This is a genomic window from Roseburia intestinalis L1-82 (assembly GCF_900537995.1).
GTDB lineage: Bacteria > Bacillota > Clostridia > Lachnospirales > Lachnospiraceae > Roseburia > Roseburia intestinalis.
In genome coordinates, this window is sequence record NZ_LR027880.1 from 3,812,449 (window position 1) to 3,836,381 (window position 23,933).

At 39.3% G+C, this 23,933-nt stretch carries 24 protein-coding genes and 1 pseudogene; 10 read left to right on the plus strand and 15 right to left on the minus strand.

Features of this window, described 5'->3' with window-relative positions; genetic code table 11:
- Positions 1–62: 62 nt before the first annotated feature.
- Positions 63–1,352: an O-acetylhomoserine aminocarboxypropyltransferase/cysteine synthase family protein gene (locus RIL182_RS17830; RefSeq protein ID WP_006856220.1), complete on the plus strand. Its 1,290-nt coding sequence runs from the start codon at positions 63–65 to the stop codon at positions 1,350–1,352.
- A 70-nt stretch (positions 1,353–1,422) separates the two neighbouring features.
- Here the strand turns inward: RIL182_RS17830 and RIL182_RS17835 are convergent, their stop codons facing one another.
- The 9 genes and pseudogenes from RIL182_RS17835 to RIL182_RS17875 all read right to left on the minus strand — a co-directional run bounded on the left by RIL182_RS17835 (position 1,423) and on the right by RIL182_RS17875 (position 10,366).
- Positions 1,423–3,120, minus strand: coding sequence for a sensor domain-containing phosphodiesterase (locus RIL182_RS17835; protein WP_006856219.1), 1,698 nt, complete (start codon positions 3,118–3,120; stop codon positions 1,423–1,425).
- 6 nt (positions 3,121–3,126) lie between these two features.
- Positions 3,127–3,597 (minus strand): gamma carbonic anhydrase family protein, encoded by a 471-nt coding sequence (locus RIL182_RS17840; protein ID WP_006856218.1) that lies wholly within the window; start codon positions 3,595–3,597, stop codon positions 3,127–3,129.
- Positions 3,598–3,647: 50 nt separating this feature from the next.
- Positions 3,648–4,220 carry a cytidylate kinase-like family protein gene (locus tag RIL182_RS17845; RefSeq protein WP_006856217.1) on the minus strand — a complete coding sequence of 191 codons (573 nt, stop codon included), beginning with the start codon at positions 4,218–4,220 and terminating at the stop codon, positions 3,648–3,650.
- A 50-nt stretch (positions 4,221–4,270) separates the two neighbouring features.
- The gene (locus RIL182_RS17850; protein ID WP_006856216.1) at positions 4,271–4,621 is read right to left on the minus strand and encodes an arsenate reductase family protein; all 351 of its coding nucleotides are present in this window, start codon (positions 4,619–4,621) and stop codon (positions 4,271–4,273) included.
- A 144-nt stretch (positions 4,622–4,765) separates the two neighbouring features.
- A complete protein-coding gene (locus RIL182_RS17855; protein ID WP_006856215.1) occupies positions 4,766–5,767 on the minus strand; it encodes an ORF6N domain-containing protein in 1,002 nt (333 codons plus the stop codon).
- A 561-nt stretch (positions 5,768–6,328) separates the two neighbouring features.
- Positions 6,329–6,748 carry a GNAT family N-acetyltransferase gene (locus RIL182_RS17860; RefSeq protein WP_243128712.1) on the minus strand — a complete coding sequence of 140 codons (420 nt, stop codon included), beginning with the start codon at positions 6,746–6,748 and terminating at the stop codon, positions 6,329–6,331.
- Between the two features lie 7 nt (positions 6,749–6,755).
- A protein-coding gene (locus RIL182_RS17865; RefSeq protein ID WP_118772524.1) for an IS3 family transposase occupies positions 6,756–7,888 on the minus strand; the annotation gives its coding sequence in 2 pieces (ribosomal slippage) (positions 6,756–7,621 and positions 7,621–7,888; 1,134 coding nt in all).
- Between the two features lie 77 nt (positions 7,889–7,965).
- Positions 7,966–8,235 (minus strand): annotated as a pseudogene (locus tag RIL182_RS17870) (hypothetical protein); the annotation flags it as partial.
- Positions 8,236–8,668: 433 nt separating this feature from the next.
- Positions 8,669–10,366, minus strand: coding sequence for a recombinase family protein (locus RIL182_RS17875; protein WP_006857835.1), 1,698 nt, complete (start codon positions 10,364–10,366; stop codon positions 8,669–8,671).
- Between the two features lie 337 nt (positions 10,367–10,703).
- Between RIL182_RS17875 and RIL182_RS21815 the strand changes: the two genes are divergently transcribed.
- Positions 10,704–10,889 (plus strand): hypothetical protein, encoded by a 186-nt coding sequence (locus RIL182_RS21815; RefSeq protein ID WP_014080774.1) that lies wholly within the window; start codon positions 10,704–10,706, stop codon positions 10,887–10,889.
- A complete protein-coding gene (locus tag RIL182_RS17885) occupies positions 10,882–11,490 on the plus strand; it encodes a hypothetical protein (RefSeq protein ID WP_006857836.1) in 609 nt (202 codons plus the stop codon). The genes RIL182_RS21815 and RIL182_RS17885 overlap by 8 nt, the downstream gene beginning before the upstream one ends.
- 47 nt (positions 11,491–11,537) lie before the next feature.
- On the opposite strand, the gene RIL182_RS22000 is transcribed toward RIL182_RS17885, so the two are convergent.
- A complete protein-coding gene (locus RIL182_RS22000; protein WP_004844681.1) occupies positions 11,538–11,672 on the minus strand; it encodes a hypothetical protein in 135 nt (44 codons plus the stop codon).
- A gap of 250 nt (positions 11,673–11,922) precedes the next feature.
- On the opposite strand from RIL182_RS22000, the gene RIL182_RS17890 reads away from it, so the two are divergent.
- The gene (locus tag RIL182_RS17890; RefSeq protein ID WP_006857837.1) at positions 11,923–14,151 is read left to right on the plus strand and encodes a tetratricopeptide repeat protein; all 2,229 of its coding nucleotides are present in this window, start codon (positions 11,923–11,925) and stop codon (positions 14,149–14,151) included.
- 37 nt (positions 14,152–14,188) lie between these two features.
- On the opposite strand, the gene RIL182_RS17895 is transcribed toward RIL182_RS17890, so the two are convergent.
- Genes RIL182_RS17895 through RIL182_RS17905 form a run of 3 tightly spaced genes read right to left on the minus strand, consistent with a single transcriptional unit; the run spans position 14,189 to position 16,788 of the window.
- Positions 14,189–15,061 (minus strand): ATP-binding cassette domain-containing protein, encoded by an 873-nt coding sequence (locus RIL182_RS17895; protein ID WP_006857838.1) that lies wholly within the window; start codon positions 15,059–15,061, stop codon positions 14,189–14,191.
- A 3-nt stretch (positions 15,062–15,064) separates the two neighbouring features.
- The gene (locus RIL182_RS17900) at positions 15,065–15,721 is read right to left on the minus strand and encodes a transporter (RefSeq protein WP_242655590.1); all 657 of its coding nucleotides are present in this window, start codon (positions 15,719–15,721) and stop codon (positions 15,065–15,067) included.
- Positions 15,718–16,788 carry an ABC transporter permease subunit gene (locus tag RIL182_RS17905; protein WP_006857839.1) on the minus strand — a complete coding sequence of 357 codons (1,071 nt, stop codon included), beginning with the start codon at positions 16,786–16,788 and terminating at the stop codon, positions 15,718–15,720. The genes RIL182_RS17900 and RIL182_RS17905 overlap by 4 nt, the downstream gene beginning before the upstream one ends.
- Positions 16,789–17,066: 278 nt before the next feature.
- Here RIL182_RS17905 and RIL182_RS17910 point away from each other — a divergent pair, with 278 nt between their 5' ends.
- The gene (locus RIL182_RS17910) at positions 17,067–18,236 is read left to right on the plus strand and encodes an IS110 family RNA-guided transposase (protein WP_118592507.1); all 1,170 of its coding nucleotides are present in this window, start codon (positions 17,067–17,069) and stop codon (positions 18,234–18,236) included.
- A gap of 239 nt (positions 18,237–18,475) precedes the next feature.
- Here the strand turns inward: RIL182_RS17910 and RIL182_RS17915 are convergent, their stop codons facing one another.
- Together RIL182_RS17915 and RIL182_RS17920 are read right to left on the minus strand one after the other, a co-directional pair.
- Positions 18,476–19,654: a sensor histidine kinase gene (locus tag RIL182_RS17915; RefSeq protein ID WP_006858995.1), complete on the minus strand. Its 1,179-nt coding sequence runs from the start codon at positions 19,652–19,654 to the stop codon at positions 18,476–18,478.
- Positions 19,642–20,316, minus strand: coding sequence for a response regulator transcription factor (locus tag RIL182_RS17920; RefSeq protein ID WP_014080778.1), 675 nt, complete (start codon positions 20,314–20,316; stop codon positions 19,642–19,644). The genes RIL182_RS17915 and RIL182_RS17920 overlap by 13 nt, the downstream gene beginning before the upstream one ends.
- A gap of 209 nt (positions 20,317–20,525) precedes the next feature.
- Here RIL182_RS17920 and RIL182_RS17925 point away from each other — a divergent pair, with 209 nt between their 5' ends.
- The 5 genes from RIL182_RS17925 (at position 20,526) to RIL182_RS17945 (ending at position 23,817) form a co-directional block, all read left to right on the plus strand.
- The gene (locus RIL182_RS17925; RefSeq protein ID WP_044999523.1) at positions 20,526–21,443 is read left to right on the plus strand and encodes a ParM/StbA family protein; all 918 of its coding nucleotides are present in this window, start codon (positions 20,526–20,528) and stop codon (positions 21,441–21,443) included.
- Positions 21,444–21,446: 3 nt separating this feature from the next.
- On the plus strand, positions 21,447–21,830 hold the full coding sequence (locus tag RIL182_RS17930) for a hypothetical protein (RefSeq protein ID WP_006858996.1): 384 nt from the start codon (positions 21,447–21,449) through the stop codon (positions 21,828–21,830).
- A 24-nt stretch (positions 21,831–21,854) separates the two neighbouring features.
- The gene (locus RIL182_RS17935) at positions 21,855–22,571 is read left to right on the plus strand and encodes a replication initiator protein A (protein WP_006858997.1); all 717 of its coding nucleotides are present in this window, start codon (positions 21,855–21,857) and stop codon (positions 22,569–22,571) included.
- Positions 22,568–23,425: an ATP-binding protein gene (locus RIL182_RS17940; protein WP_006858998.1), complete on the plus strand. Its 858-nt coding sequence runs from the start codon at positions 22,568–22,570 to the stop codon at positions 23,423–23,425. Before RIL182_RS17935 ends, RIL182_RS17940 begins: the two co-directional genes overlap by 4 nt.
- A 170-nt stretch (positions 23,426–23,595) precedes the next feature.
- Positions 23,596–23,817 carry a DUF3847 domain-containing protein gene (locus RIL182_RS17945; protein WP_044999524.1) on the plus strand — a complete coding sequence of 74 codons (222 nt, stop codon included), beginning with the start codon at positions 23,596–23,598 and terminating at the stop codon, positions 23,815–23,817.
- Positions 23,818–23,933 lie beyond the last annotated feature (116 nt).

Genomic DNA, 23,933 nt, shown 5'->3' on the forward strand with positions numbered 1-23,933 from the left:
CGAAGGAATTTTTAATGCAGCTGTTTTTATAAAACAATGCAGAAACGGAGGATTAGATTACTATGAGTGAATACAGAATGGGGACAAAATGTGTGCAGGCAGGTTACACACCTGGCAATGGAGAACCGAGACAGGTGCCGATCATCCAGTCTACCACTTTTAAATACAGTACCAGCGAGGATATGGGAAAACTTTTTGATTTAGAGGCAGATGGTTATTTTTACAGCCGCCTTCAGAATCCTACCAACGATATCGTCGCTGCAAAGATTGCAGCTATGGAAGGCGGTTCGGCTGCAATGCTGACTTCTTCCGGACAGGCAGCCAATTTTCTTGCCATGTTCAACATCTGCGAATGCGGCGATCACATCGTTGCTTCCTCCTCTATCTATGGCGGAACCTTCAACCTGCTTGCCGTTACCATGGCAAAGATGGGGATCACGACCACATTTGTTTCCCCGGATGCTTCCGAAGAAGAGTTAAATGCCGCATTTAAGCCAAATACAAAGCTGATGTTCGGCGAAACGATTGCCAACCCTGCACTCACTGTTTTAGATATCGAACTGTTTGCAAAAGTGGCTCATGCACACGGCGTTCCGCTTGTGATGGACAATACGTTCCCTACCCCGGTCAACTGCCGTCCGTTTGAATGGGGTGCTGACATCGTAACCCACTCCACGACCAAATATATGGATGGTCACGGAGCTGCCTTAGGCGGAGCGATCGTGGACAGCGGTAAATTTGACTGGATGGCTCACGCTGATAAATATCCGGGACTGTGTACTCCGGATGAAAGCTATCATGGAATCACCTACGCAGAAAAATTCGGTAAAGAAGGTGCCTTCATTACAAAATGTACTGCACAGCTGATGCGTGACTTTGGCTGCATGCAGTCCCCACAGAGTGCCTTTATTTTAAATCTCGGTCTGGAGTCCCTGCATGTCCGTATGCCAAAACATGTAGAAAACGGTCAGGCTGTTGCTGAATTTTTAGATCAGCACCCAAAGATTGCCTATGTCAACTATCCGGGACTTCCTTCCAATAAATATTATGAACGTGCAAAAAAATATCTGCCAAACGGCGGCTGTGGCGTTGTTTCCTTCGGTTTAAAAGGCGGACGTGCCGCTGCATCCACATTTATGCAGAATCTGAAACTTGGAGCAATCGAGACACATGTGGCTGACGCAAGAACCTGCTGTCTGAATCCGGCAACCTCCACACATCGCCAGATGACTGACGAGCAGTTGAAAGAAGCCGGCGTTCCGGCTGAACTTGTCCGTATCAGCCTTGGACTCGAGGATAAAGAGGATCTGATCGCAGATATTTCCCAGGCACTCGATGCAATTGCAGAATAAGTTAAAGTTTACTGCTTTTTATTGAAATACATAAGAATCGTATACTGACAAAAAGGATGCATCCTGTAAACTAGGAAGCATCCTTTTTGTTGTACATCTCTTCAAGTAATAGTTTCTTTAACTGTTCTTCACCAACCGGTTTGGAATAATAATATCCCTGAAACCAGGTTGCCCCGAAACTCCTCAGATAATCCTGCAGGGATTTATCTTCCACGCCCTCGATACAGCTTTTCATGTTTGTTGATCTCGCAAAATTGACTATATTCTTTACCAGCATCTGCTGTTTTTCATTATTCAGGATTCCTTTGATAAAACTCATATCGATCTTGATCTCATTCATCGGCACACCTAAGACGATACTTGAAGACGCATTTCCCGTTCCGTAATCATCCATCGCAAAATGGATCCCATACTGCTGGAGAAAACATACTTCTTCATTGATCACATCAATCGGAAGCTGCCTGCAGCGTTCTGTGATTTCTAAACAAAGATGGTTTGGCGGATAATCATTTTCTTTTAACAGCGAAAGTACAACATCCCGAAATGATTTTTGTTCTAACTGTTTTGCAGACACATTTACATTGATAAAAAAATCCGGATTAATTTTTATAAACTCTGCACTGTTTTTCAATGCCTCTGCCAGCACATAATTTCCAAGATCATACATGCACGGATTATCCTCAATCCAGTCGATAAACAGCCCCGGAGGAACTGCCCCGTAAGGTTCCTTTTTCCATCTTACCAGTGCCTCCGCCCCTGCGATTTTTCCACCTTCCGATGTCACGATTGGCTGATATTCCACATAAAAGCCGTCACAACCGTCCAGCACCGACTGATGGATGATTTTCATAAAATCCAGATTTACACCACCATTTGTCTTTACGATATCATTAAAGAACACAAGTTTATGATTTCTGGCGGAACGCGCTTTCTCTAATGTGTATTCTAATTTACTCTGCACTGTCATGGTCTCTCCGCTATAATTTTCTAACATCAGACCTGCAGCATAGAGTTTCAACTCAAAATGACGTCCGTTTAACGTGATATTTTTCTCAAGATTTTTCCTTACTTCCTCCAGGAAAATTCCTGCGTCCACCCGATCCGCATCCCTTAAAATAAATGCACAATTGGAGTTATTCATATGATAAACCGCTTTATTTTCATCCATCATATAGATAAAATGGTGTGCGATCTCCCGCTGCAGACGGTCTGTATAATTCGCCCCATATAAAATATTGATGTCCGCCATGTGATCGATCTCAACCTCCAAAACAGCCACCTTTCTGCCGGTTCTGATATATCCTTCCACATCTTTCTCAAACTTCTTCTGTCCATACAGATCTGTCAGCGCATCAATCTCAGGGATCACATTCTGATTGACCAGAATATGCAACAGATATTCGTTTCCATCTTCTTTTACCACACTCATGAAAAATCCAAACATATCATAATGATCTTTATTTTTCAAACGGATATAAAGCTCATCCGAAAGTTTCTGTCCCAGAAGGCGTTTCTCCATTGCCTGTAAATATTCCGGCCTGTCATCCGGATGCACATGATCCAGTAATATCTGATAAAAATCTTTTACATATCCCGCCTGCATCTCAAAAAAAGCCGCCGTCTTTTCCGGAATCATAGTAACATGACTGTTCCTATTCGTAATTAACAGATATGCATCTGACAAAAGATCATTCACCCGATTTATGATGTCTGAAAAGAAACGTTCTTTTCCATTCCAAAACTCCTGTTCTCCCATAGTACTCCCCATTTCTGATCACATCTGCATCAGCTGATCTTTTGCTTCTTTCACATATAATAAGGCATTGTCACGGTTTGAGGCAATCTCCTCTTCCGTAAGTTTTCTTTTTATCTTCGCCGGATTTCCAAATGCAAGGCTGCCATCCGGGATCTCCATATTCTGTGTCACAAGCGCCCCGGCCCCAATGATACAGTTATTGCCGATCACCGCTCCATTTAAAATAATTGCTCCCATTCCAATCAATGTATTATTTCCAACCGTACATCCGTGCACGATTGCACTGTGCCCGATCGTCACATCATCCCCAATGGTAAGCGCATGCCCGGCTCCAACATGAAGAACTGCATTATCCTGTATATTAGTTCGACTTCCGATCGTGATCTTTTCCGTATCGCCCCGGACCGTCGCATGATACCATATTCCTGAATCTTCGCCGATCGTGACATCACCTTTTACGATCGCACCTTCTGCTAAATAATATGCCATGATATACCAACACTTTCTGCCTGATTTTACATCAGGCCTGCATTCTTTTATCAGTCTTTCCCGTTTATCTGGCCAATATATGCGGAAACAACTGCTGCCACGCCGTCAATGCCAAGTTTGCACTCATCTAAACACAGATCATAATTGTCCGCCAATCCCCAGGTTTCCCCGGAATAATAATTATGATACTGCTTTCTCCGGCGGTCTGTGTCATCCACGATCATTTTGGCTTTTAATTCGGATACCTGATGTTTCTTTGCAATTTTGGAGATTCTTGTTTTCTTGTCCCCACACAGGAAGATGCGTACAGCATCCGGATGTTCTTTATATGCATAATCCGATGCACGGCCGATTACGATACACGGCTGATCCTCAAACAGTGCTGACAATGCTTTTTTCGGTGTCTCACGCACCTTTAAATTCATATCGTCCGCAACCATACTCATCATATCATCCACCTGGCGTTCCCCAAAATAAAATGGATATTTGTCATACACTTTTTTCTCTTTTGCAAGCTCTATCAGTTCTTTTTTGGAATAACACGGGATGCCATAAATCTCTGACAATTTTCTTCCTACTTCGTCCCCTTCACATCCACATTGTCTGGCAATTGTTATAATCATAATAATCCTCCATTCCTGCACGTCCCTTTATAAAAACAACATTCTTATTTTTATAAAAAGTGCTCTGACCATTCCTTTTCTTTAAAGCCGGTAATTACCGTACTTCCATCTACGATCAATGGACGTTTTACCAGCATTCCGTTTGTCGCAAGCAGCTTTAACTGCTCGTCCCCGCTCATTTCAGGAAGCCTGTCCTTAAGCTTCATTTCTTTATATAAAAGTCCGCTGGTGTTAAAAAATTTCTTTAATGGCAGACCGCTCTTTTCATGCCATTCTTTCAATTCCTCGTAGGACGGATTCTGCTCTACGATGTGACGATCCGTATATGTAATCTCATGTTCATCCAGCCATTTTTTCGCTTTCTGACAGGTGGAACATTTGGGATATTCTATAAAAAGCATTGGATGTCCTCCTTTTGGTATGGTACGTTGTTGTTAATTGATATTGTACCACAAATTGGATGGGAGTGGGTACACAAATCCTTTTTCAGATGGTGGCATTTTTTATCGTAACAGGGAACCGTGACAGCTTGCTTTCTCTCGCCTCTATTGTGGTAAAATCAAAGTCGGATTTTTCAACAATGTGGCAATAACCGGGGTATATTTAGATACTCCATAGTCTTCAACAATACTGGTTATTCTAGCCCCTGCATCCTTTGATGAAGCCCCGCATAAGAAAATCCTTTCATTAGCAGTTCCATAATCTAATACGATAAAACGATCATGGAATATACCACCTGTCTTTTTCATTGATATTTTTACAGATGGATATTCCTTGCAAAAATCCGTAAATTCTATATTATGAAGTTTATTATTCCCAACATTATCGCTGAATAAAGTAATATTTACTCCTGTAGGAGAATTTTTAAGATGTACCAGCGTTCTTAATCCAATATAATTGTCAACGACATATATTGACGACTTTGCCTGCTTATAAATGGACTCATATGCCTCATCTGCACTACTAAATTTTGCATTAAACATAAGCCACTTTTCATCATCATCTGAAACAAAGCTGTTCATCATATCAGCCAACTCAGATTTTGTCACAACATCCTTCAAGCCTTCTGCAACATCGGAAATCTGTTTTTCAAGAGAGATCATATCTGAGTTGATTTTGTTAATTTCTATTCTGTTGTTGGCAGTCTCCATGCTTAACTGAAGTATTTCCCGCTGACCTATTAAATCACGATTTTCTAATATGTAATCTTTCATTTTCTTAAAGGTTCTTATTAATGCCTTGCTCTGCTTAACTGCCAACGGTCCTTTCAAGACAGTCATCAACATATATAATCCTTGCTCTGTAAATACATGAGGATTATATCTACTCTTACTGTTAAGATTTGCGGTCAAAAAATTTGACCGCAAATCTTCTACCTCATCATCCGTTAATTCGAACATAAAATCTTCATCAAATTTCTCAATATTATTTTTTACCTGTTGGTTGAATGCTTTTGTGGTATAACCATATATTTCAGAAAGATCTGAGTCTAAGATTACTCTTTGTCCTCTGATTTCATAAATTCTTTCTTTCATATACTCTTTCATAACACATAGAGGATGCAACAGCAGAACCTATTCCCGTCAGATAAAAAGCTATTTTCTCTCCCTTGTAATCCAGACAATAGATTGAAATGTTTCCATTACAAGCGCCAATTTCACCTATAATTTCACATTTATAATGTGATACTAAATATGTATGTATCTCCTTAGAAAAGATAATCATACATTTGTCTGTAATATGCTTTCCGGCTCCATAAATAACATTTAAATCAATTAATGCCTCTGTCTCTTTGTCAAAAAATCACTCTGTAGCATAATATCGCTCACTCTTTCTCTTCAATTATTGTAACTACTTTATTCGGATAAAAAAGACCACCTACCTGCAAAGATAAGTGGTCAGCATATACTATATTCTAATTATTGAACCATTTTCTCATCTTAGCAATTCAAATATTTACATACGCAATTAAGACCATACACGTTCATAATGTGCATAGCATAAATTTCAGTATATGAATATCCGACTGCAAATCTATTCATGAGAAAACTCCTTTCAAAAATTATTATGTTAAGATTACTCTTGTTTGTAACGCTTGTCAATCATTTTTATCTGTGGATGTACATTCTTGTCATTTTGGGTTCATCATCACCTTGAACCATACATAAAAATTCCCATCCATATCGTTCATAGAAGCCAAAATGATCCGTCACCAAATATAAAGGCGTTACTCCTTTATTTCTCATATCATCAACAACTTTGTTTAGCAAATTCCCAGCTAGTCCCTTTTTTCGATGTTCTTCTTCAGCATATACGGCGCATACATTTGGAGTCAAATCCTTTCTATCATGAAAGTCATTTTCTATTACCCCAAGTCCTGCGACAATGGATTCATCATATAAGCATATATACCAACCATACTCGGTTTTTCCTGATAAATACGCTTTCATACACTCCAGGTATGCCTCTGCCGGCACACCCCATTTACTATGAAACCACTCAGCTGCAATAGCTACTTGGATTGTCAACACTTTTTCAGACAAATTTTTTTAGGTTATTTTTCCGATATTGTACAGGCGTTTGATACCCTAAGGAAGAATGTATGCGGTGATGATTATACCAGTTTACATAATCCCATAGTTTTATCTTCAGTTCTTCCTGCGTATGGAATGTTTCATTCCATACAAATTCTGTTTTTATAATCTTGAACGTAGCTTCTGCCACTGCATTGTCATAAGGACATCCCTTATGGCTCAGGGAGCGTTCCATATGGAACGTTTCTAACAGTTCTTCAATTGTCTCGTTTTTAAATTCATTTCCACGGTCTGTGTGGAAAATATGGATTTCCGACAGATTTCCGTCTACTTTCATAAATGCCTGTTTTACAAGTTCTGCTGTTTTATGTTCTCCTGCACTGTATCCAATAATCTCCCTGTTAAAAAGATCAATCAGTACACAAATATAATTCCAGCGGTTTCCTACCCTTACGTAGGTCAAATCACTTACCACTACATTGCGGTATGGCTGGTTTTGAAATTGTCGGTTCAACACATTCTCTACTTTTGATTCATTACATCTGTCTTTTTGCGGTTTAAACTGTGCTGTAGTATAGCTTGATACCAGACCTTCCTGTTTCATAATCCGTCCAATCCTGCGTCTTGATACCTGTTTCCCGCAATCAGCCAGTTCTTTCTTGATCTTTCGTGTACCATAATGGTTCCGGCTTTTTCTAAAAATTTCCTGAATGTCTGCAGTGAGTTCTGATTCATCTTTTTTTGCTGCTGCTTCATAATAATAGGTGCTTCTGTTTACCTGTAGGACGCGACACATTGCTGATACAGAGTATTTGTGGGCATTTGCTTTAATCACATTTACTTTCGTCCTAAGATCAGCGCCGCTTGTTTTAAAATATCATTTTCCATTCTTAACTGCTGGTTTTCTTTCCGAAGCCGGATCAGTTCTTCCTGCTCCGGAGTCCGGTTATCTTTTTCATGGAAAGAACCGGAATTGGATGCCTGCTTTACCCACTTGTCAAACAGGGAAGTAGCAATGTCATATTCACGGCAGATATCACATCTGCGTTTGCCGGAACGATATAGTTCCACCAGTTGCTGTTTAAATTCATCTGTATATTTGCGAGGTTTTCGTCGTTGTTTTTGTTCGGTCATAAAGAGTGCTCCTTCGTGTATTTATTATAGATTATATGACCTTAAAAAATCTGTCCAGTTAATTGTAACCTATCCACTTCCTCCATCCGCTTCTTCAGATATCTTTTGTTGTCCTCAAAATTCTCTCTGGAATTTAAGCACATCATTTCGATTTCCGTGATGCCCTTAAGCACCGTCATCAGTCCATAGATTCTGGCTGACAGACTCTCCTCTGACAACACGGAAATGTTGCTGGGCTGAATTAAAAAGTAAACCAGCTCCTCATTCCTGTATGTTCGGATACTGTAATCCGTCACTTCTCTGGTTCCCATCAGTTCTCTGGTGGATTCCATGTTCTTTTTACTCATCCGGTGTGTACCTCCATTCATATTGCTGCTGATCCATGAAAAAATAAGCACAGGCATACCGGATAAAATCCATAATGGTCGTATCCTCCACCTGTATGGTCAGAAAGGCATAGGCTCCTGCGATGACTAACGGGATGCCTTTCCAGCACCCGAAGTCCCGGACTCACACAAAATAATTTTGACATTTCCACCTCCAAAAAAATAAGGCGGCACCTATTCTATTTCTAAAATAAGTACCGCCTTGCGTTCATCCCTGCCCATATTCATTTTTAACTTTGCTTACCACTCCCTCCTTTTTGTTTTTCTCCAAATCACTCAAAAACCTCTTTTTTACCCCTATGCATCTTTAAAAACGGGCAAAAAAATCGGGCAAAAACTAGCCAATTTTCGGTCTAATTTTTGCCCGTGGAGTACAACATCTTGTGGTCAAACCCTACTTTTTCTTCTCTTTTCCACAATACTGCATCATTATCACGCACTCGACAGTACTTTCGTTGTCCCAACAAAGTTCCTGTGTTTCCCTGTCTCCAAAATACACCGGAAAACGGAACTTTATGTGCTTCAGGAATCTGCCATCCGGCTGCTCCTGCTCATAAATATCCACCTGTTCCACAAAACTGTTAAGAAATTCTTTCTTCTCCAGGTCGGTGAACTTATCATATAGTTTATCAAAATATAAAAGGAATTGATAGACGTTTTCTTCTGATATTTTCTGTTGCCGGATATTCAGCAGGCGGTTCTTGACTTCTTCTATACTGTTCTCCACGCCTTCAATCTCATCATACAAACGGTATAACCTTGTCTCCATATCCTGATATTTCTTCTCATAAAATTTATCCATGATATCCAGATTGTCCATCTGCTGTCCAAGTCTTGCTTTTGCTCCGGTCAGCTGCCTGTGCTGCTTTTCCAATCCTTCAATCTCTTTTTCTATTTCTTCTGTATCAATTCTTGAACCGATTTTATTCAGAATTGCTTCTTCAAATTTAGGATTCTTCACCAGCTTCCGAATAACTTCTTCCACTGCATTGTTAATCTTCTCCTCACTCCATTGTTTACGATATCCACATTTATGACCATCTACCAGGCGACGATGTTTGCAGGCATAATAGAAATAATCCTTATATAAAGTTCCGTCTTTCTTTTTCTTTCGGTTCACGTTTCCATACATACCACTTCCACATAACGGGCATCTCAATATTCCAGATAAAATATGCTCATGATCGAGACTATGTGTCTTTTCATATTTCACACCTGTTTTTTCCCGTTTTTGATGTGCCAGCTCCCAGTCTGTTTCTGAAACAATCCCTTCATGGATACCATCGTGCAGCATATAATTTTCCTGCTTTACAATGCGGTATTCATTTCTTGTACCAGAAACTTTCTCGTTTTTCCTTCGTCCATAAGCCAGCTTTCCACAGTATACCGGATTATCCAGAACGCCTTTTATAAATGATGCGGCAAATGCGTCCAGTGTATTATTCTGTCGTTTTTTCTTTTTATATCCATGCTGGTTCAGCCATGCGGCAATCGCAGAGATTCCCATATTGGTATGAATAAATTTGTCATAGATCAGACGAATAATCTCTGCTTCGTCCTCTGCAATCTGCAATTCTCCATTTACTAATTCATAACCATACGGAGCAAATCCACCATTCCATTTTCCTTCCCTGGCTTTCTGCTTACGTCCTTCCATTGTCTGAACAAGGATATTCTCTCGTTCGATCTCTGCCACCGCAGACAGAACAGAAATCATCAGCTTTCCACTATCTTTTGAGCTGTCAATTCCATCTTCTACACAGATCAGATTCACTCCAAAATCCTGCATCCTCTGCAGAGAGTTTAATACATCTGCTGCATTACGACCGAATCTGGAAAGCTTGAACACCAGTACAAACTGTACCTCATCTGTTCCATTCTCAATATTATCCAACATTCTCTGAAATTCCGGTCTGCCCTCTACGCTCTTTCCAGACTTACCTTCATCTGAATACTCATTTACGATTTCCATATTCTGAAATTCCGCATATCTCTTGAGTTTTTCTTTCTGAGCATCCAGACTGTAGCCATCTACCTGCATGGTTGTGGATACTCTGGTATATATATCGCATTTAATCTTTTTATTCTTCATAATCTTCCTCGCAGTATAACTCTGTTTTATTGTCCCAACCTTATTTTAGTACTTGTTCCAACTATTTTCAATACTTATTTTCCGTATTGACGCATTTCTTCGCCAATCGTATAATTAAGTTAGATACAGAGCATTTCTGTTATCAAAATATTGCCCGCCCACCATTGGCGACTTATAAATGATTGGCTCGAAAATATTGTTCGCTTACCGGAAGCGTCTAATAAATGTCCGGCTTGAAAATTATTTAGAAATAATTTCTGTTTTTGATATTGTGTTTTTATCACACATTGCATATACTATAAATACACAAAAAAGCCAAAAAAGAGGAGGTGTTAGTATGGCTACTTCAAGTATTACTCATAATTTTGTCGTATCCAATCCAAATAGCGTAAAGCGTTTTGTCGCAGCAATTGACGAAGCCGACCGTGACCGCACACCAAAGCAGACACTTCCCGGACGTCAGTTAACGAACCCACAGGAAATCTTAGCTTTAATGTCAAAAAGGAAGAAAAAACATGTCTGATAAATATTTTACCGTTAATATTCGGGCATATTTGGATAAAGACGAACCGACATATATCGGAGAGGAAAGTCTTTACGACTTACTCTCCGATTTTTCTTGTCCCAAAAATCCCGATGTGGAATACTTTTTATTACATAATGCGATTGAGTTTACCAAAAAAGATCAATCTATCACTTATCTGGTATTTGATGCTGAAGATGCTTCACTGGTTGGTTATTTTTCACTTACAGTAAAACCCATCTCTGTCCGTGCTTCAAATATCAGCAAGACAATGGCAAAAAAGCTGTCCCGTGTCAGTATTTTGGATGAAGAAACACAATCCTATACTACCGCAGCTTACCTGATCGCCCAGTTGGGAAAGAACTATTCTCTTCCAAAGGAAAAACGAATTCCTGGAAATATTCTACTGGGATTTGCACTGGAAACCATATCCAGTCTCAAATATTCCGTAGGTGGCGTTATGGAGTTTCTTGAATGCGAAGATAATGAATTTCTTCTGAGCTTTTATACGCAGAATCATTTCAAGCCATTTGATACTCGTATTACCGCTTCTCAGAATAATGAGCCACACACTCTGCATCAGCTTTTAAAATTTATTTGATTTAAAAATACATGAAAAAAGCGACAGTCTGATTTACATTTTGTATTTCAGGAAACTGCCGCTTCTTTTTCTTCCTTATTCTGTTTTTCTTCCTCCAACTCCCGGAGGACTTCTTCGCCGTACTTATCAATCATCCGTACCAGAAAATCAATGCACCGCTCAAATTCAATATTCTGTTGCATAAGCTCCTCCCGTTATTGTTTGTTCTGAGCTTATTTTACAGAACCTGCCTGAAAACCACATTGAATAGAAATTGATTGTAAATTGACACAATCACTTTAAAAATATCCGCATTTTCTTGAATCGAATGTATGTTCGTGTATATGATAGATATACTCAATCTTAACTACGAAAGGGGAATTTCTATTGAATCGATGCGATTTTTCTTCTATTAGCACTTGCTTAAAAAATCATATCAGCGAAAGTAATCAAATGAGTCAGCCTGATTTTTTATACGTGGATGATCCGGTAAATCAGGATTTTTCAATGGACAACGGTCTGGTTTGCCGCTGGATGACTGGTCAGGCTAAAATCAGTCCTAAAATATCCGCTTACTATTCCAAGCCATCCAATCAGGAAAAATTAGCCCATACCATCCACCAGAATCTTCTTCCACTGATGTCTGACTGTAATATGGCTATACAAGATATTTACACTTTATTCATTCAGGATGACAGCATCTCAGATGCAAAAAAGAAAAATCTGACTCCCTTATATAAACCAGCCAGTTCAAGACTGCTGTTTCTTGCAAAACTGATTTCTTTTGGCATGGAACGCCAATTCATCAAACGTAATACCAAAAATCAGAAGCTGCTCGCCGGAGGCGCTTTATCCACCATTGTGCTGGATTATATTATGGACAGTGAGGTTCCGAAACCATGCCGTCATTTTATCGGAAGAGATAAAGAACTGGAAGAATTATATACCGTGCTTGAGGAAAACCGTCATGTTTTTCTTTGCGGAATCGCCGGAATCGGAAAAAGTGAACTTGTCAAAGCCTACGCAAAGCGGTACATAAAGCAATACACCAATATACTTTATATAGAATATACCGGCAATCTTCATCAGGATATTACTGACATGGATTTTATTGACGATCCGCCGGAAAGCACTGACCAGGAACGGTTTCAAAGACATAACCGTTTTCTGCGTTCCCTGAAATCTGATACTCTGCTTATCATAGATAATTTTAATGTCACTGCGACACAGGACAGCTTTCTGTCAGTAGTATTAAAATATCGCTGCCAGATTTTGTTTACAACCCGAAGCAAACTGGATGAATACTGTACTCTGCCATTAAAAGAAATAGAGGATATGAACGCTCTCTTCCAGCTGGCATCAGTATTTTATTCAGAGGCAGACACGTACCGGGCAACAGTTGAAAAGATCATCGAAACTGTTCACTCTCATACTCTTGCCGTGGAACTGGCAGCAAAACTTCTGGAAAATGGAATCTCAACTCCAGACCAGTTATTAACAAGACTTCAGGTGGAAAAAGCATCTTTCCATAACGAAGATAAAATTAAAATAATCAAAGATGGACAAAGCAGCAAAGCCACCTATTACAATCATATCCATACGCTGTTTTCGTTATACACTTTATCTCTTAAACAGCAGGATATCATGTGTAATATGTGCTTTCTTCCTTCCACCGGTATTTCTGCCCGTATATTTGCCAAATGGCTGGAACTGCCCACACTAAATGAGATCAACGATTTAATTGAGACTGGTTTTGTCCAAACAACAAAACGTCGCACTATCTCTCTGCATCCGATGATTCAGGAAATCACCCTTTCAGAGACAAAACCATCTGTAACTCGCTGCCACATATTACTGGATTCTTTACAGAAAATATGTTTAATGCATGGAATTGAAGTCGATTATTACAAGAAGCTGTTTCAGACAGCAGGAAACATCATAGAATTGATTAAAAAAGATGATATACCAAAATATCTACTTTTTCTGGAAAATGTTTTTCCATATATGGATAATTATAATTACCAGAAAGGTATGAAAGAAATCATTCAGGAATTAAAAAATTTTTTGAAGCCTAAAGACATTGGCACCGATTCTGACCGGGCATTGTTACTGGATTTTCAGGCTACTCTTGAAATCAAGCCAGAAAAAGCAATAAAACTGGAAAAGGATGCACTTGCCCAGATAGAAAATATCACTGCTGACAATGCTCGCCTTGTTTCCAACCTTCATGCCAATCTCGGTGGACTTTACCGCATGAACGGTCATCCCGATCTTGCAAGAGAACACATGGAAAAAAGTATCTCACTGCTTGACCAATTTAACCTGCTTCATATAAATGACAGCATACCTCAGATTGCCAATTATGCAATGTTCCTGACAGAACAGCAGGAACCCGAAAGAGGCATCTCTGAATTGCAAAAATTATCCGGCATCATCAAGGAATACCATTCCGATGACTGTCTGGATTATGCCAAAGTACAGGAAACCCTTGGAACCATTTATCTGATGACTGCCAATCTTCCGCAAGCCAAAACACATTTTAAAAGAGCTTTCAAAATATATGAAAAGATCTGGGCTGATGAACCAGAAATGATTGAAGCAAAATATCAGGAAATTCAGGAGTTATATCCACAGATTGGATTTTGCATTGGAAAAAATCTATTCGGTCTTTTAACAAAATAAGTATAATTTACGGCGGGCAACTTGCCCGCCGTTATATTCAACTATTCGTCAAATAAATATATGCATCTTCCAAAGTGATATCATTATCCAGGACACAATTCTCATTTGGCTTTCCTTTGCTTAATACTTTCATATGAATTCCATTTTCTACATACTGCTTAGATGATATAGAATAATTGGCTTCTAACAAACGGGCTTCTTCTGCATTTTGTACCGTACAATTCCAAACACAGCCCTTTGCATTTTCCAGCAACCCACTCACGCTTCCAGAATATAAAAAACTTCCCTTTTTCATAATGGCAAGCTGTGTACAGGTTGCTGCTAAATCTTCTACTACATGAGTGGAAAACAGCACAGTTCTATCCTTTGAAAAATCAACCAAAAGATTGCGGATCCTGATTCTTTCTTCCGGATCTAACCCGGTGGTAGGTTCATCAATAATCAAAAAATCCGGATTATTAAGAAGTGCCTGTATGAGTCCGACACGTCTCTTCATACCACCAGATAATTGCCGCATTTTTTTATTCTGATGCTCTGTAAGAGAAGTCTTTTCCAGATAATAGGGAATTCTTTGTTCGAGGTCATTTCTGGCTACTCCTGACAGTCCCCCCATATATACAAGACATTCTTTCACCGTAAGATTCGGATATAAGTCGATTTCCTGTGGAAGATAACCAATCTTTTTCTGTATTTTCTCATAATTTCCCTCGTTATACAGAATTCCATCAAGGGAAACCATTCCTTCCGTTTGTTTTAAAACAGTTGTAAGAACCCTCATCAAAGTGGTTTTTCCGGCACCATTCTCACCCAAAAGTCCGTAAATTCCCTTAGGTATTTCAAGAGATGCCTTATTTACTGCAACTACACCATTTTTAAATCTAACTGTTAAATCATTTATTCTAATACTCATAATCTATCCTCTTTTCTTTAAAGTCATTGGTAATACTGCAAATAAAAACAGCCCCGCTATAAAAGACACAAGCGTTCCATAAATCCAACTCTCGGACATTAATTGAGTAGGTTCACAAAAGCTGAAAGAAAACAATCCCAGATTTCCGAAAAATGAACTTCCCGCTTTTGATATAAGTCCAATGACAATTCCAAATAAACATCCAATACCTGCCCACATATTTCGAAGCAATGTACACAAAATCACAGAGCATATACTCCAATGCCAGATAGTTCCAAACATTGCAATGAAATATAAAAGAAATATCTGAATACCCGAAATGCCTTCGTTTACACTGCCCGGTTTTTGCCAGAAAAACAAAACATATCCAACACAGGAAAGTATTAATAAATATAATATTTGAACGCCCACTCTCTGCGATATTACTTTTAACTGCTTTTTTTGATCATACAAATGAAATACATCGGCACGCTTACTTTTTACTTCCATCAAATATGTGTCACTACAAAAAATAATTGTTAAAAATGCTATTGGCGACTGAATCGCTGAACCGATTTCTTCATAGTATATAATCGGATGAATAGCACACAATATCAGTATAAATGCACATGAATAAAAAATCTTATATAACGACAGGCAGTTTTTTAGTTCCGTTTTCAATGAACCCTCCTCCTTTTCCAGATTGTAACAGAAATACATACTAATATAACTGATGAAATTACAAGAATAATCTGATTTATGTTTGACATTTTGGCTACATGTGTTTCAAAAAATCTGCCAGGGAATCGCACCATAATAGAGAACGGTCTCATATAATAAATATCATTCTTCATGGTCAGCATATTTGAATATATAATGTGTAAAAACAAGATTGGTGCTGCCGGAAGCGGATTTTTAAATATTACTGCTGTAATTGTATAGACACAACATATCATCAAAAGATTCGGAATAATATAGATCAGAGAATTCACGCAAAAATCAATTGGTGTTACTGGAAAGCCCGATTCTAAAGACGTTTTCAAACACAGCATAAAGAATATAACATTCAAAATCACTAATACTCCCAGCATACTAATGAATCCGCTTATTACTTTCCCACATATATATTGGACTGCCGTAACAGGCTTTGTATGTAATAATTCATAGGTACTTTTTCGTGTATCCTGAATAAATAAAAATGATAGCAAGACTGTTGCAAAAAAGGCCATATGCAATCCTGCAAAATCCGTAAATTTTTTGGCAAAGTACCAGGAAAAAGAATGTTCGGATAATTTCCGCTCGATATAATGATTGATTTCTTCTGCTGTCCCCTTATGAATTTCAAGGTCCTCATAAGCATATATTGCATTATAATAGCCATATTGGGATTCCAAAAACTCAGAAGCAGTCTTTACATCCATATTCTGAATTTCTTTCATTACATGATCTGCTTCCTGCCTGCTAAATCCAAAACCATTTTTGGAGGTGTCCATTAACGTCTCTTTGATCGTATCTTCCCACTCCCTTCTTCTTTCTTTATCATCAGATGTGGGAATGTACCCATCCATGACATCAGCATCTTCCAATGCTACGTCATTTTGTGTGATCTGTTCATTCTGTTTGATATAATGAATTTGCAAATACGATGACAGACATTGATACATACTGGCAACTATAATAATCAAGCCAATCCACAAAACAGGGTTCTTTAAATAATCAAGTATACTTCTTTTTATGATTGTTTTCATTGTATCTCTTGTATGATAATTAGGAAGTTAATTATCACATATTTCCTTTCTTTTAATATCGTGGTTCAATACAATTCAGATACTATGGACTTTTGATTTGTTTTCTGTAGCTTGACTACTCAACTGGAGTGTATTGCCACTACCTTTATCTGAATTGTTTATTAGCTGGATGTTGCCGGAGTGTTTTTCACTCAGAGTACTTATTTCTATCAAGTCTACGATGATAATCGTTGGTGGACATCATGGTATCAGACTTTAGGAAAGGGAGGTACAACCTCATGAAAATTTACGTAGGCATTGATATTGCCAAACTTAATCATTTCGCCGCTGCGATTTCTTCCGACGGTGAAATAATCATTGAGCCGTTCAAATTCACAAATGACGCTGATGGCTTCCAACTGCTGGTCTCTAAACTCGAATCATTCGATAAGAACAGCCTCATCATCGGTCTTGAGTCAACGGCACACTACGGTGACAACCTTGTTCGATACCTTGTTACTGAGCTTTACCAAGTGTGTGTGTTGAACCCCATCAAAACCTGTCAAATGCGAAAAAATAACGTTCGCAAAACTAAGACAGATAAGGTCGACACTTACGTGATTGCTAAAACTCTTATGATGCAGGACAACCTCAGATTCGTCAGCTTCTTCGATCTCGATATGATGGATCTTAAGGCATTGGGACGTTTCCGTCAGAAAACCATAAAGCAACGTACCCGATTGAAAATTCAACTGACAACCTATGTTGATCAGGTCTTTCCGGAGATTCAATACTTTTTCAAATCCGGTCTGCATCAACACGCTGTCTATGCTTTATTAAAAGAAGCACCTTCTCCAAAAGAGATTGCTTCCATGCATATGACTCATCTGGCAAATCTGCTCAAAGTGAACTCACACGGACACTTTACCAAAGAACAGGCCAAAGAATTAAGAGTTCTCGCACAGAAGTCTGTCGGTGCTAACGACAGCGCTATATCTATTCAGATAACTCAAACCATTCAACAAATCGAGTTACTGGATAGCCAATTAGAAAAGATTGAAGCTGAGATGACGGATATCATGAAATTCAACGATTCTGTCATCATGACCATTCCTGGTATCGGTTATATCAATGGTGGAATGATTCTTGGTGAAATAGGTGATATTCACCGTTTCTCCAATCCTAACAAGCTGCTTGCTTTTGCCGGTTTGGATCCTTCTGTTTATCAGTCTGGTAACTTTCAGGCTAAGACAACAAGGATGTCCAAACGTGGCTCTCGTGTTTTACGATATGCCCTTGTAAATGCAGCTTGGAACGTTGTCAGAAACAACGCAACCTTCAAGGCTTATTATGATGCCAAGAGGGCTGAAGGCCGGTCTCACTACAATGCACTTGGGCACTGTGCCGGCAAGCTTGTCAGAGTCATCTGGAAGATGCTCACTGGCGAAGTAGAATTCAACCTCGAATAAGAGGTCTGTATACCAATATCGATAGATTTTGAAAAAGCACCCTAAGGGAGCTCTATTAAAGTTACCCTTTTTTACCACCGATATGAAAAAGAAATTTTTTGCTAATTTATGGTTGACTTTTCATAGCTGGTCTCCTTTCTTTATTTCTTTAACAACATCATACAAATCAATTCTCAATAAATTCACAACAAAAAAGACTAAAACCACTTTATTTGTGATTTCAGCCTTATAAAGTATTTTTATTCAGCTTTGAAAAGAGCTTCTACATGAGCACCGCCTTGTCTGGCATTATATATTTTCAAATTTCCTCCATGCTTTTCACAGAAAATACGAGAAATATACATACCAAGGCCAAAATGCTTTAAATCATCTTGTGGATTCTTATGATAAAATGGTTCTGTTACTTTTTCCTCAGTATCCACAAATCCTATTCCATCATCTTCAACAGAAATTATAAAAAAACCATCCTTTTTCTTTATCTGCAAAGCAATACTTTTTTGTGCATATCGAACCGCATTTTCCAGTAAGTTGTCTGTCACTTCCATGACAAGTTCCTCATCCACTTTCACAATGTTTTGTTCCTGCACTCTTTCTACCTTACATAATTTACTTTCCTTCTTGGACAGCATGGCAGCTTCTGCCTCAATCTTTTTTGCCAGTTCCGATAATTCTATCTCTGAGCATTGCAGTTTCCTCTGTTCTAAATGGGACATTTTTCTCATGTTTTCCGTGAAATGCTCTATACGGTCAATCTGATACATGCCTGTTTGTAAGATATCAATAACATCCTCTGTTTTTATACTCTCAGCAGAAACAAACTCTAAGAGCATTTCCTGATACCCACGCAATATGGAAAGTGGAGAACGTATATCATGTGCAATTGCATTCCGCAAAGCCTTCTCGTCATCAATCATTCGCCACATCTTTCTGTTGTTATCTGCTAAATCACTTCGCATCATTTCAAATTCTTTACACAAAGTTCCCATCTCATCTTTATTTTCATAGGACACATGAAAATCCAGTTCATTATCTGCAATCATTTGTGAGGCATCTTTTAGTTCCTGTAGAGGTGTCTTTAACTTATTTTTATAAAAAAAGAATACCGCAACAACACTCCCAACAATCGAAAAAATCAGTACCGAATATGTTTCCATAAAGTCACACATTTCCGAAAGATGATGGTCCAAACGATTCATCTGCGATTGATTAGGTCTTAATATCTCAATCTCGTATTTCTTTCCATATTGCTGAAACACGTCCGTATAATCTGCATAATCAATATATTTTTCCCATATTTTATTCTGCATATTTCTTGCAAAATGAACTGTAAATCCAGATAACAGAAATGCTGCCGTTAAGCTGATCACAAAATAAAGCAGAATCGTTTTTTTCAGTGACAAGTTTCTTATTTTTTCCATCGGTATCCAATCCCCCATACAGTTTCTATGTATTCTTTTTCTGAATAATCCGCTATTTTTTTCCTTATACGCCGTACTAATTCCGTTATCGTTCTACTGTCCCCTTCCGCATCATATCCACAGACTTGTGCATATATACGTTCTTTATCAAACACCTGCCCTGGATGCATGGATAAGAATTCAATAATCTGATATTCAATTTTTGTGAACTCCATCCTGTGTCCAGCTATAGCTACTATTTTTTCAGAATAATCAATCAGCATTTCATCCATGAAACGGTATTCCGTTTTTTGTTGATGCCTTTCTTCTCTCTTTATGTTTGTGACAATCCTTGCTTCCAACTCCCGAAGACTAAATGGTTTCGTAATATAATCATCCCCACCCGAAAGCAACCCATTAATTTTATCATCTTCATCAACTCTTGCTGTTAGAAACAAAATTGGACATAACACTTTACTGCGTATCAGACGACATACTTCAATCCCATCCATACGTGGCATGTTGATATCCAATAAAATAATATCCGGTTTCATTTTTATTTTATTTAATGCTTCCATTCCATCTGTAGCCGTAATGGTTTCATATTGTTTCATATTAAAATAACTACAAAGCATTTTCACCAATTCTTTATCATCATCAACAACTAAAATCTTGTATTTCATCCAAACCACCTCCAGTATCCATATTATACGATAAAAAACAATGAAATCACAACAAGAGTACATGAAGAACGTACGCACAATATATCTTTTTTCTCAATTTCCACTCAATGTCTTTTACCTCCGATTTTCGTATGCTTATCCCACAGCAGAGCAGTACCACACCGGTACGACCTGCTGAATCAATCAATACGAAAACGGAGGTATTTTTTATGCGAGAACTCAGAAACACAAAAATCATCGCTGTAGATCATGGCTATGGCAATATGAAAACAGCAAACACCGTCACACCAACCGGAATCAAAGCCTATGAAACCGAACCAATCTTCACCGGGAATATTCTGGAATATAACGGCATTTACTACCGGATTGGCGAAGGACACAAAGAATTTATCCCGGATAAAGCTATGGACGAAGAATATTATCTTCTGACGCTAATGGCTATTGCAAGGGAACTAAATGTCTTTTCCATCCGTGAAGCAGATGTTCATCTGGCTGCCGGACTTCCTCTGACATGGATCAGAACTCAAAGAGAAGCTTTTCGTTCCTATCTGCTCCAGAATCCAGAAGTCCGTTACCTTTTTAACGGCAAAGAGTATCATCTCCACTTTGTGGGATGCAGCCTTTACCCACAGGGGTATCCGGCTATTGTAAACCAACTTGGAGATTTCAAGGGAACCAATCTCCTTGCAGATATCGGAAACGGAACCATGAACATTCTGTATATCAACAATAAGAAAGCTCAGGAGAGCCGATGCTGGACAGAAAAACTTGGTGTAAACCAATGCATGATTGCCGCAAAGAACGCTGTTCTGGACAAATTCGGAGTGAAAATTGAAGAATCCACAGTAGAACAGATTCTGCGGTTTGGAACCGCTGACATTTCAGCACCATATCTGGATTGTATCAGTTCTATTGCCAGACAGTATGTGGCAGAACTTTTTTCCACGCTCCGCAAATATGAATACAATCCTGACCTGATGCGCCTGTATGTGATTGGCGGTGGTGGATGCCTGATTCGTAACTTCGGAACGTATGACAAATCACGAGTCACCATCATTGATGACATCTGCGCCACCGCCAAAGGTTACGAATCTCTGGCTTATATGAGCCTGAAAAGGAGGGGATAAACCATGCAGAACAATATCCGCAACACCAACCTGCGCTTTAATCTGGGCAAAGAACAGCAGCGGAGAGCCTGGGAATATTTACAGACAATGGACAGGCAGGATTTTAAATCTTACAGTCAGGTAATCTCTCTTGCACTGGTAGATTATTTTGACCGCTACTACCGCACACAGGCTGATCCTTATCTGGAAACAAGAGAACGGGAAGAACTTTTTGTGAAACAGATTGTAGATGCAGTGGAAAACAGTCTGAAACAGGCATTGCCACTTTTTCTTTCCGGACTGACTGCAGGCATGGTGCAAAGGGAGCCCCAAATCAGGGCGTCCTTTCCAACACCTGAAAATTCACAGCCAGATAGTGATGTAGACTGGGATTTTCTTGGGGAATAAACCCTTTTGATTGGAGGTGAACACATGACTGACTTTCTGACAGCAGACACCAACCTGCCATCTTATATGATGTTTCCCCGTTTCCTTCTGGACATGGAAATAAACGAAACTGCCAAAATGCTTTATATTATCCTGCTCGACCGGGCAAGGCTTTCCCAGAAAAATGAGGGGTGGTCAGATACAGACGGTCATGTGTTCATTTACTTTACGATTGAAGCACTGGCAGAAGTTCTCCACAAAAGCCAGATGACGGTTAAAACTGCTCTGGCAGTACTGGAAAAACAGGAGCTTATCTTCCGAAAACGGCAGGGTCCCGGACAGCCCAATCGGATTTATGTAAAACTCCCAAAAGAAACCATCCACTATACAGACAGATTTCTTTCCCTAAGACAGACAAAAAACTGTCCTATTGACAGACAGGATTCTTTTCCTGATACAGACAGAAAACTGTCTGGTAATAAGAAAGAGATAAAAAAGAACAATTTAGCAATAAGAGGGAGTAAGGAGCCACTCTCACCCTATGGAAAATTTCAAAATGTTTTTCTGTCAGAAAAAGAGCTTGAAGATATCCGGCAGACAATCCCTGACTGGAAGGATTATGTTGAACGCTTATCCGGTTATATGGCTTCTACCGGAAAGCAATATCAGAACCACGCAGCTACCATCATCAGTTGGGCAAGACAGGATCATCCTGCTTCCCGACAACGAAATTACGAAAGTGAGGAATACGAAACATTATGACAAAATTTATAGAAAAACCAACAGCTATAACCCCAAACAGAGAGCTTCAGTCTGATGAATATTTTAACGAAACAGACCACCTGATCTACTGTTCCAAATGCAATACGCCAAGGCAATGCAGACATGAATTACAGGGAAAGGTTCTTATTCCTTCCATCCGCTGTAAATGCCAGCAGGAAATCTTTGAGCAGGAAGAGGCCCAGAGAAAACTTCATGAAAAACAAATGGAAATAGAGCATCTTAAAACCAGCGGCTTACAGGACAAAGCACTCTATGACTACACTTTTGCCAGAGATAACGGCATCAATCCGGAAATAAAACTGGCACACAATTATGTAAGTAACTGGGAAGAGATGAAAGCAAACGCTTCCGGACTTCTCATCTGGGGTGATGTCGGTACTGGAAAATCTTTTTTTGCAGGCTGCATTGCCAATGCCCTTCTGGAAAAAGGCGTTCCTGTACTGATGACCAACTTTTCCCGGATTCTGAATACCCTTACCGGAATGCATTTTGAAGACAGAAACCAGTTCATCAACAGCTTAAACCGCTACAGTCTTCTGATTATTGATGATCTCGGAATTGAGCGGAACTCTGACTTTGCACTGGAACAGGTATTCAATGTGATCGACAGTCGTTACCGCAGTAAAAAACCCCTGATCATAACGACCAATCTCACTTTATCAGAACTGAATAACGCCGCTGATATCGCACACAAACGAATTTATGACCGTATTCTGGAAAGATGTATTCCTGTCCGTATCAATAACCGGAATATCCGTCAGGACAATGCAACAGCTAATTTAAAGCAGGCGAAAAAAATCCTGTTGAACAATCATGCTCCGAACCAGAATTGACCCGAAGAAGTATAACGCAATGATTGTTTTTCACTGACAGTGGTACTACTTTCTTTCCTCATTTATTACCAGAAATATGTCACTGTCAGTTATCTAAAACCATAGTACCAAAGCATAAGATTTTAAAGCCAAAACCGCCCGGATACGGGCATAAAAAGGAGGTGCCAGATATGGCAGATAAAAGAATCATGACACCGGAAGAAAAAGCACTTTTACAGGCAAAACACCGCCAGGAAGAAGCTGAAGCAAGAAACCGAAAAAAAGAGCGTGATGCCAGAACACACCGATTAGTCCAGGACGGAGCAATTCTGGAAAGTATTGTTCCCCATATTAAGGAAATGGATTTAGATTCCCTGAAACGGGAACTGATGATCCGGCTACGGGGAATGTAAACGCACAAGTTCTACTCCCGAAGGGCGCACTTACTCACCACCCGATAAATCGGGCGGTGGTATCCCCTACGGGGCTCGTGCGCTCTGCCGAGGGATTTTCCGCTGTTGCAGGCAAC

What these genes read in the sequence shown, in the direction of transcription:
- RIL182_RS17905 (WP_006857839.1), bottom strand. Translation starts at nt 16,788, where the DNA reads ATGAAAACAATCATAAAAAGAAGTATACTTGATTATTTAAAGAACCCT.
- RIL182_RS17940 (WP_006858998.1), top strand. Translation starts at nt 22,568, where the DNA reads ATGACAAAATTTATAGAAAAACCAACAGCTATAACCCCAAACAGAGAG.
- RIL182_RS17920 (WP_014080778.1), bottom strand. Translation starts at nt 20,316, where the DNA reads ATGAAATACAAGATTTTAGTTGTTGATGATGATAAAGAATTGGTGAAA.
- RIL182_RS17840 (WP_006856218.1), bottom strand. Translation starts at nt 3,597, where the DNA reads ATGGCATATTATTTAGCAGAAGGTGCGATCGTAAAAGGTGATGTCACG.
- RIL182_RS17915 (WP_006858995.1), bottom strand. Translation starts at nt 19,654, where the DNA reads ATGGAAAAAATAAGAAACTTGTCACTGAAAAAAACGATTCTGCTTTAT.
- RIL182_RS17925 (WP_044999523.1), top strand. Translation starts at nt 20,526, where the DNA reads ATGCGAGAACTCAGAAACACAAAAATCATCGCTGTAGATCATGGCTAT.
- RIL182_RS17855 (WP_006856215.1), bottom strand. Translation starts at nt 5,767, where the DNA reads ATGAAAGAGTATATGAAAGAAAGAATTTATGAAATCAGAGGACAAAGA.
- RIL182_RS17845 (WP_006856217.1), bottom strand. Translation starts at nt 4,220, where the DNA reads ATGATTATAACAATTGCCAGACAATGTGGATGTGAAGGGGACGAAGTA.
- RIL182_RS17910 (WP_118592507.1), top strand. Translation starts at nt 17,067, where the DNA reads ATGAAAATTTACGTAGGCATTGATATTGCCAAACTTAATCATTTCGCC.
- RIL182_RS17895 (WP_006857838.1), bottom strand. Translation starts at nt 15,061, where the DNA reads ATGAGTATTAGAATAAATGATTTAACAGTTAGATTTAAAAATGGTGTA.
- RIL182_RS17945 (WP_044999524.1), top strand. Translation starts at nt 23,596, where the DNA reads ATGGCAGATAAAAGAATCATGACACCGGAAGAAAAAGCACTTTTACAG.
- RIL182_RS17875 (WP_006857835.1), bottom strand. Translation starts at nt 10,366, where the DNA reads ATGAAGAATAAAAAGATTAAATGCGATATATATACCAGAGTATCCACA.
- RIL182_RS22000 (WP_004844681.1), bottom strand. Translation starts at nt 11,672, where the DNA reads ATGCAACAGAATATTGAATTTGAGCGGTGCATTGATTTTCTGGTACGG.
- RIL182_RS17850 (WP_006856216.1), bottom strand. Translation starts at nt 4,621, where the DNA reads ATGCTTTTTATAGAATATCCCAAATGTTCCACCTGTCAGAAAGCGAAA.
- RIL182_RS17890 (WP_006857837.1), top strand. Translation starts at nt 11,923, where the DNA reads ATGAGTCAGCCTGATTTTTTATACGTGGATGATCCGGTAAATCAGGAT.
- RIL182_RS17885 (WP_006857836.1), top strand. Translation starts at nt 10,882, where the DNA reads ATGTCTGATAAATATTTTACCGTTAATATTCGGGCATATTTGGATAAA.
- RIL182_RS21815 (WP_014080774.1), top strand. Translation starts at nt 10,704, where the DNA reads ATGGCTACTTCAAGTATTACTCATAATTTTGTCGTATCCAATCCAAAT.
- RIL182_RS17830 (WP_006856220.1), top strand. Translation starts at nt 63, where the DNA reads ATGAGTGAATACAGAATGGGGACAAAATGTGTGCAGGCAGGTTACACA.
- RIL182_RS17930 (WP_006858996.1), top strand. Translation starts at nt 21,447, where the DNA reads ATGCAGAACAATATCCGCAACACCAACCTGCGCTTTAATCTGGGCAAA.
- RIL182_RS17935 (WP_006858997.1), top strand. Translation starts at nt 21,855, where the DNA reads ATGACTGACTTTCTGACAGCAGACACCAACCTGCCATCTTATATGATG.
- RIL182_RS17835 (WP_006856219.1), bottom strand. Translation starts at nt 3,120, where the DNA reads ATGGGGAGTACTATGGGAGAACAGGAGTTTTGGAATGGAAAAGAACGT.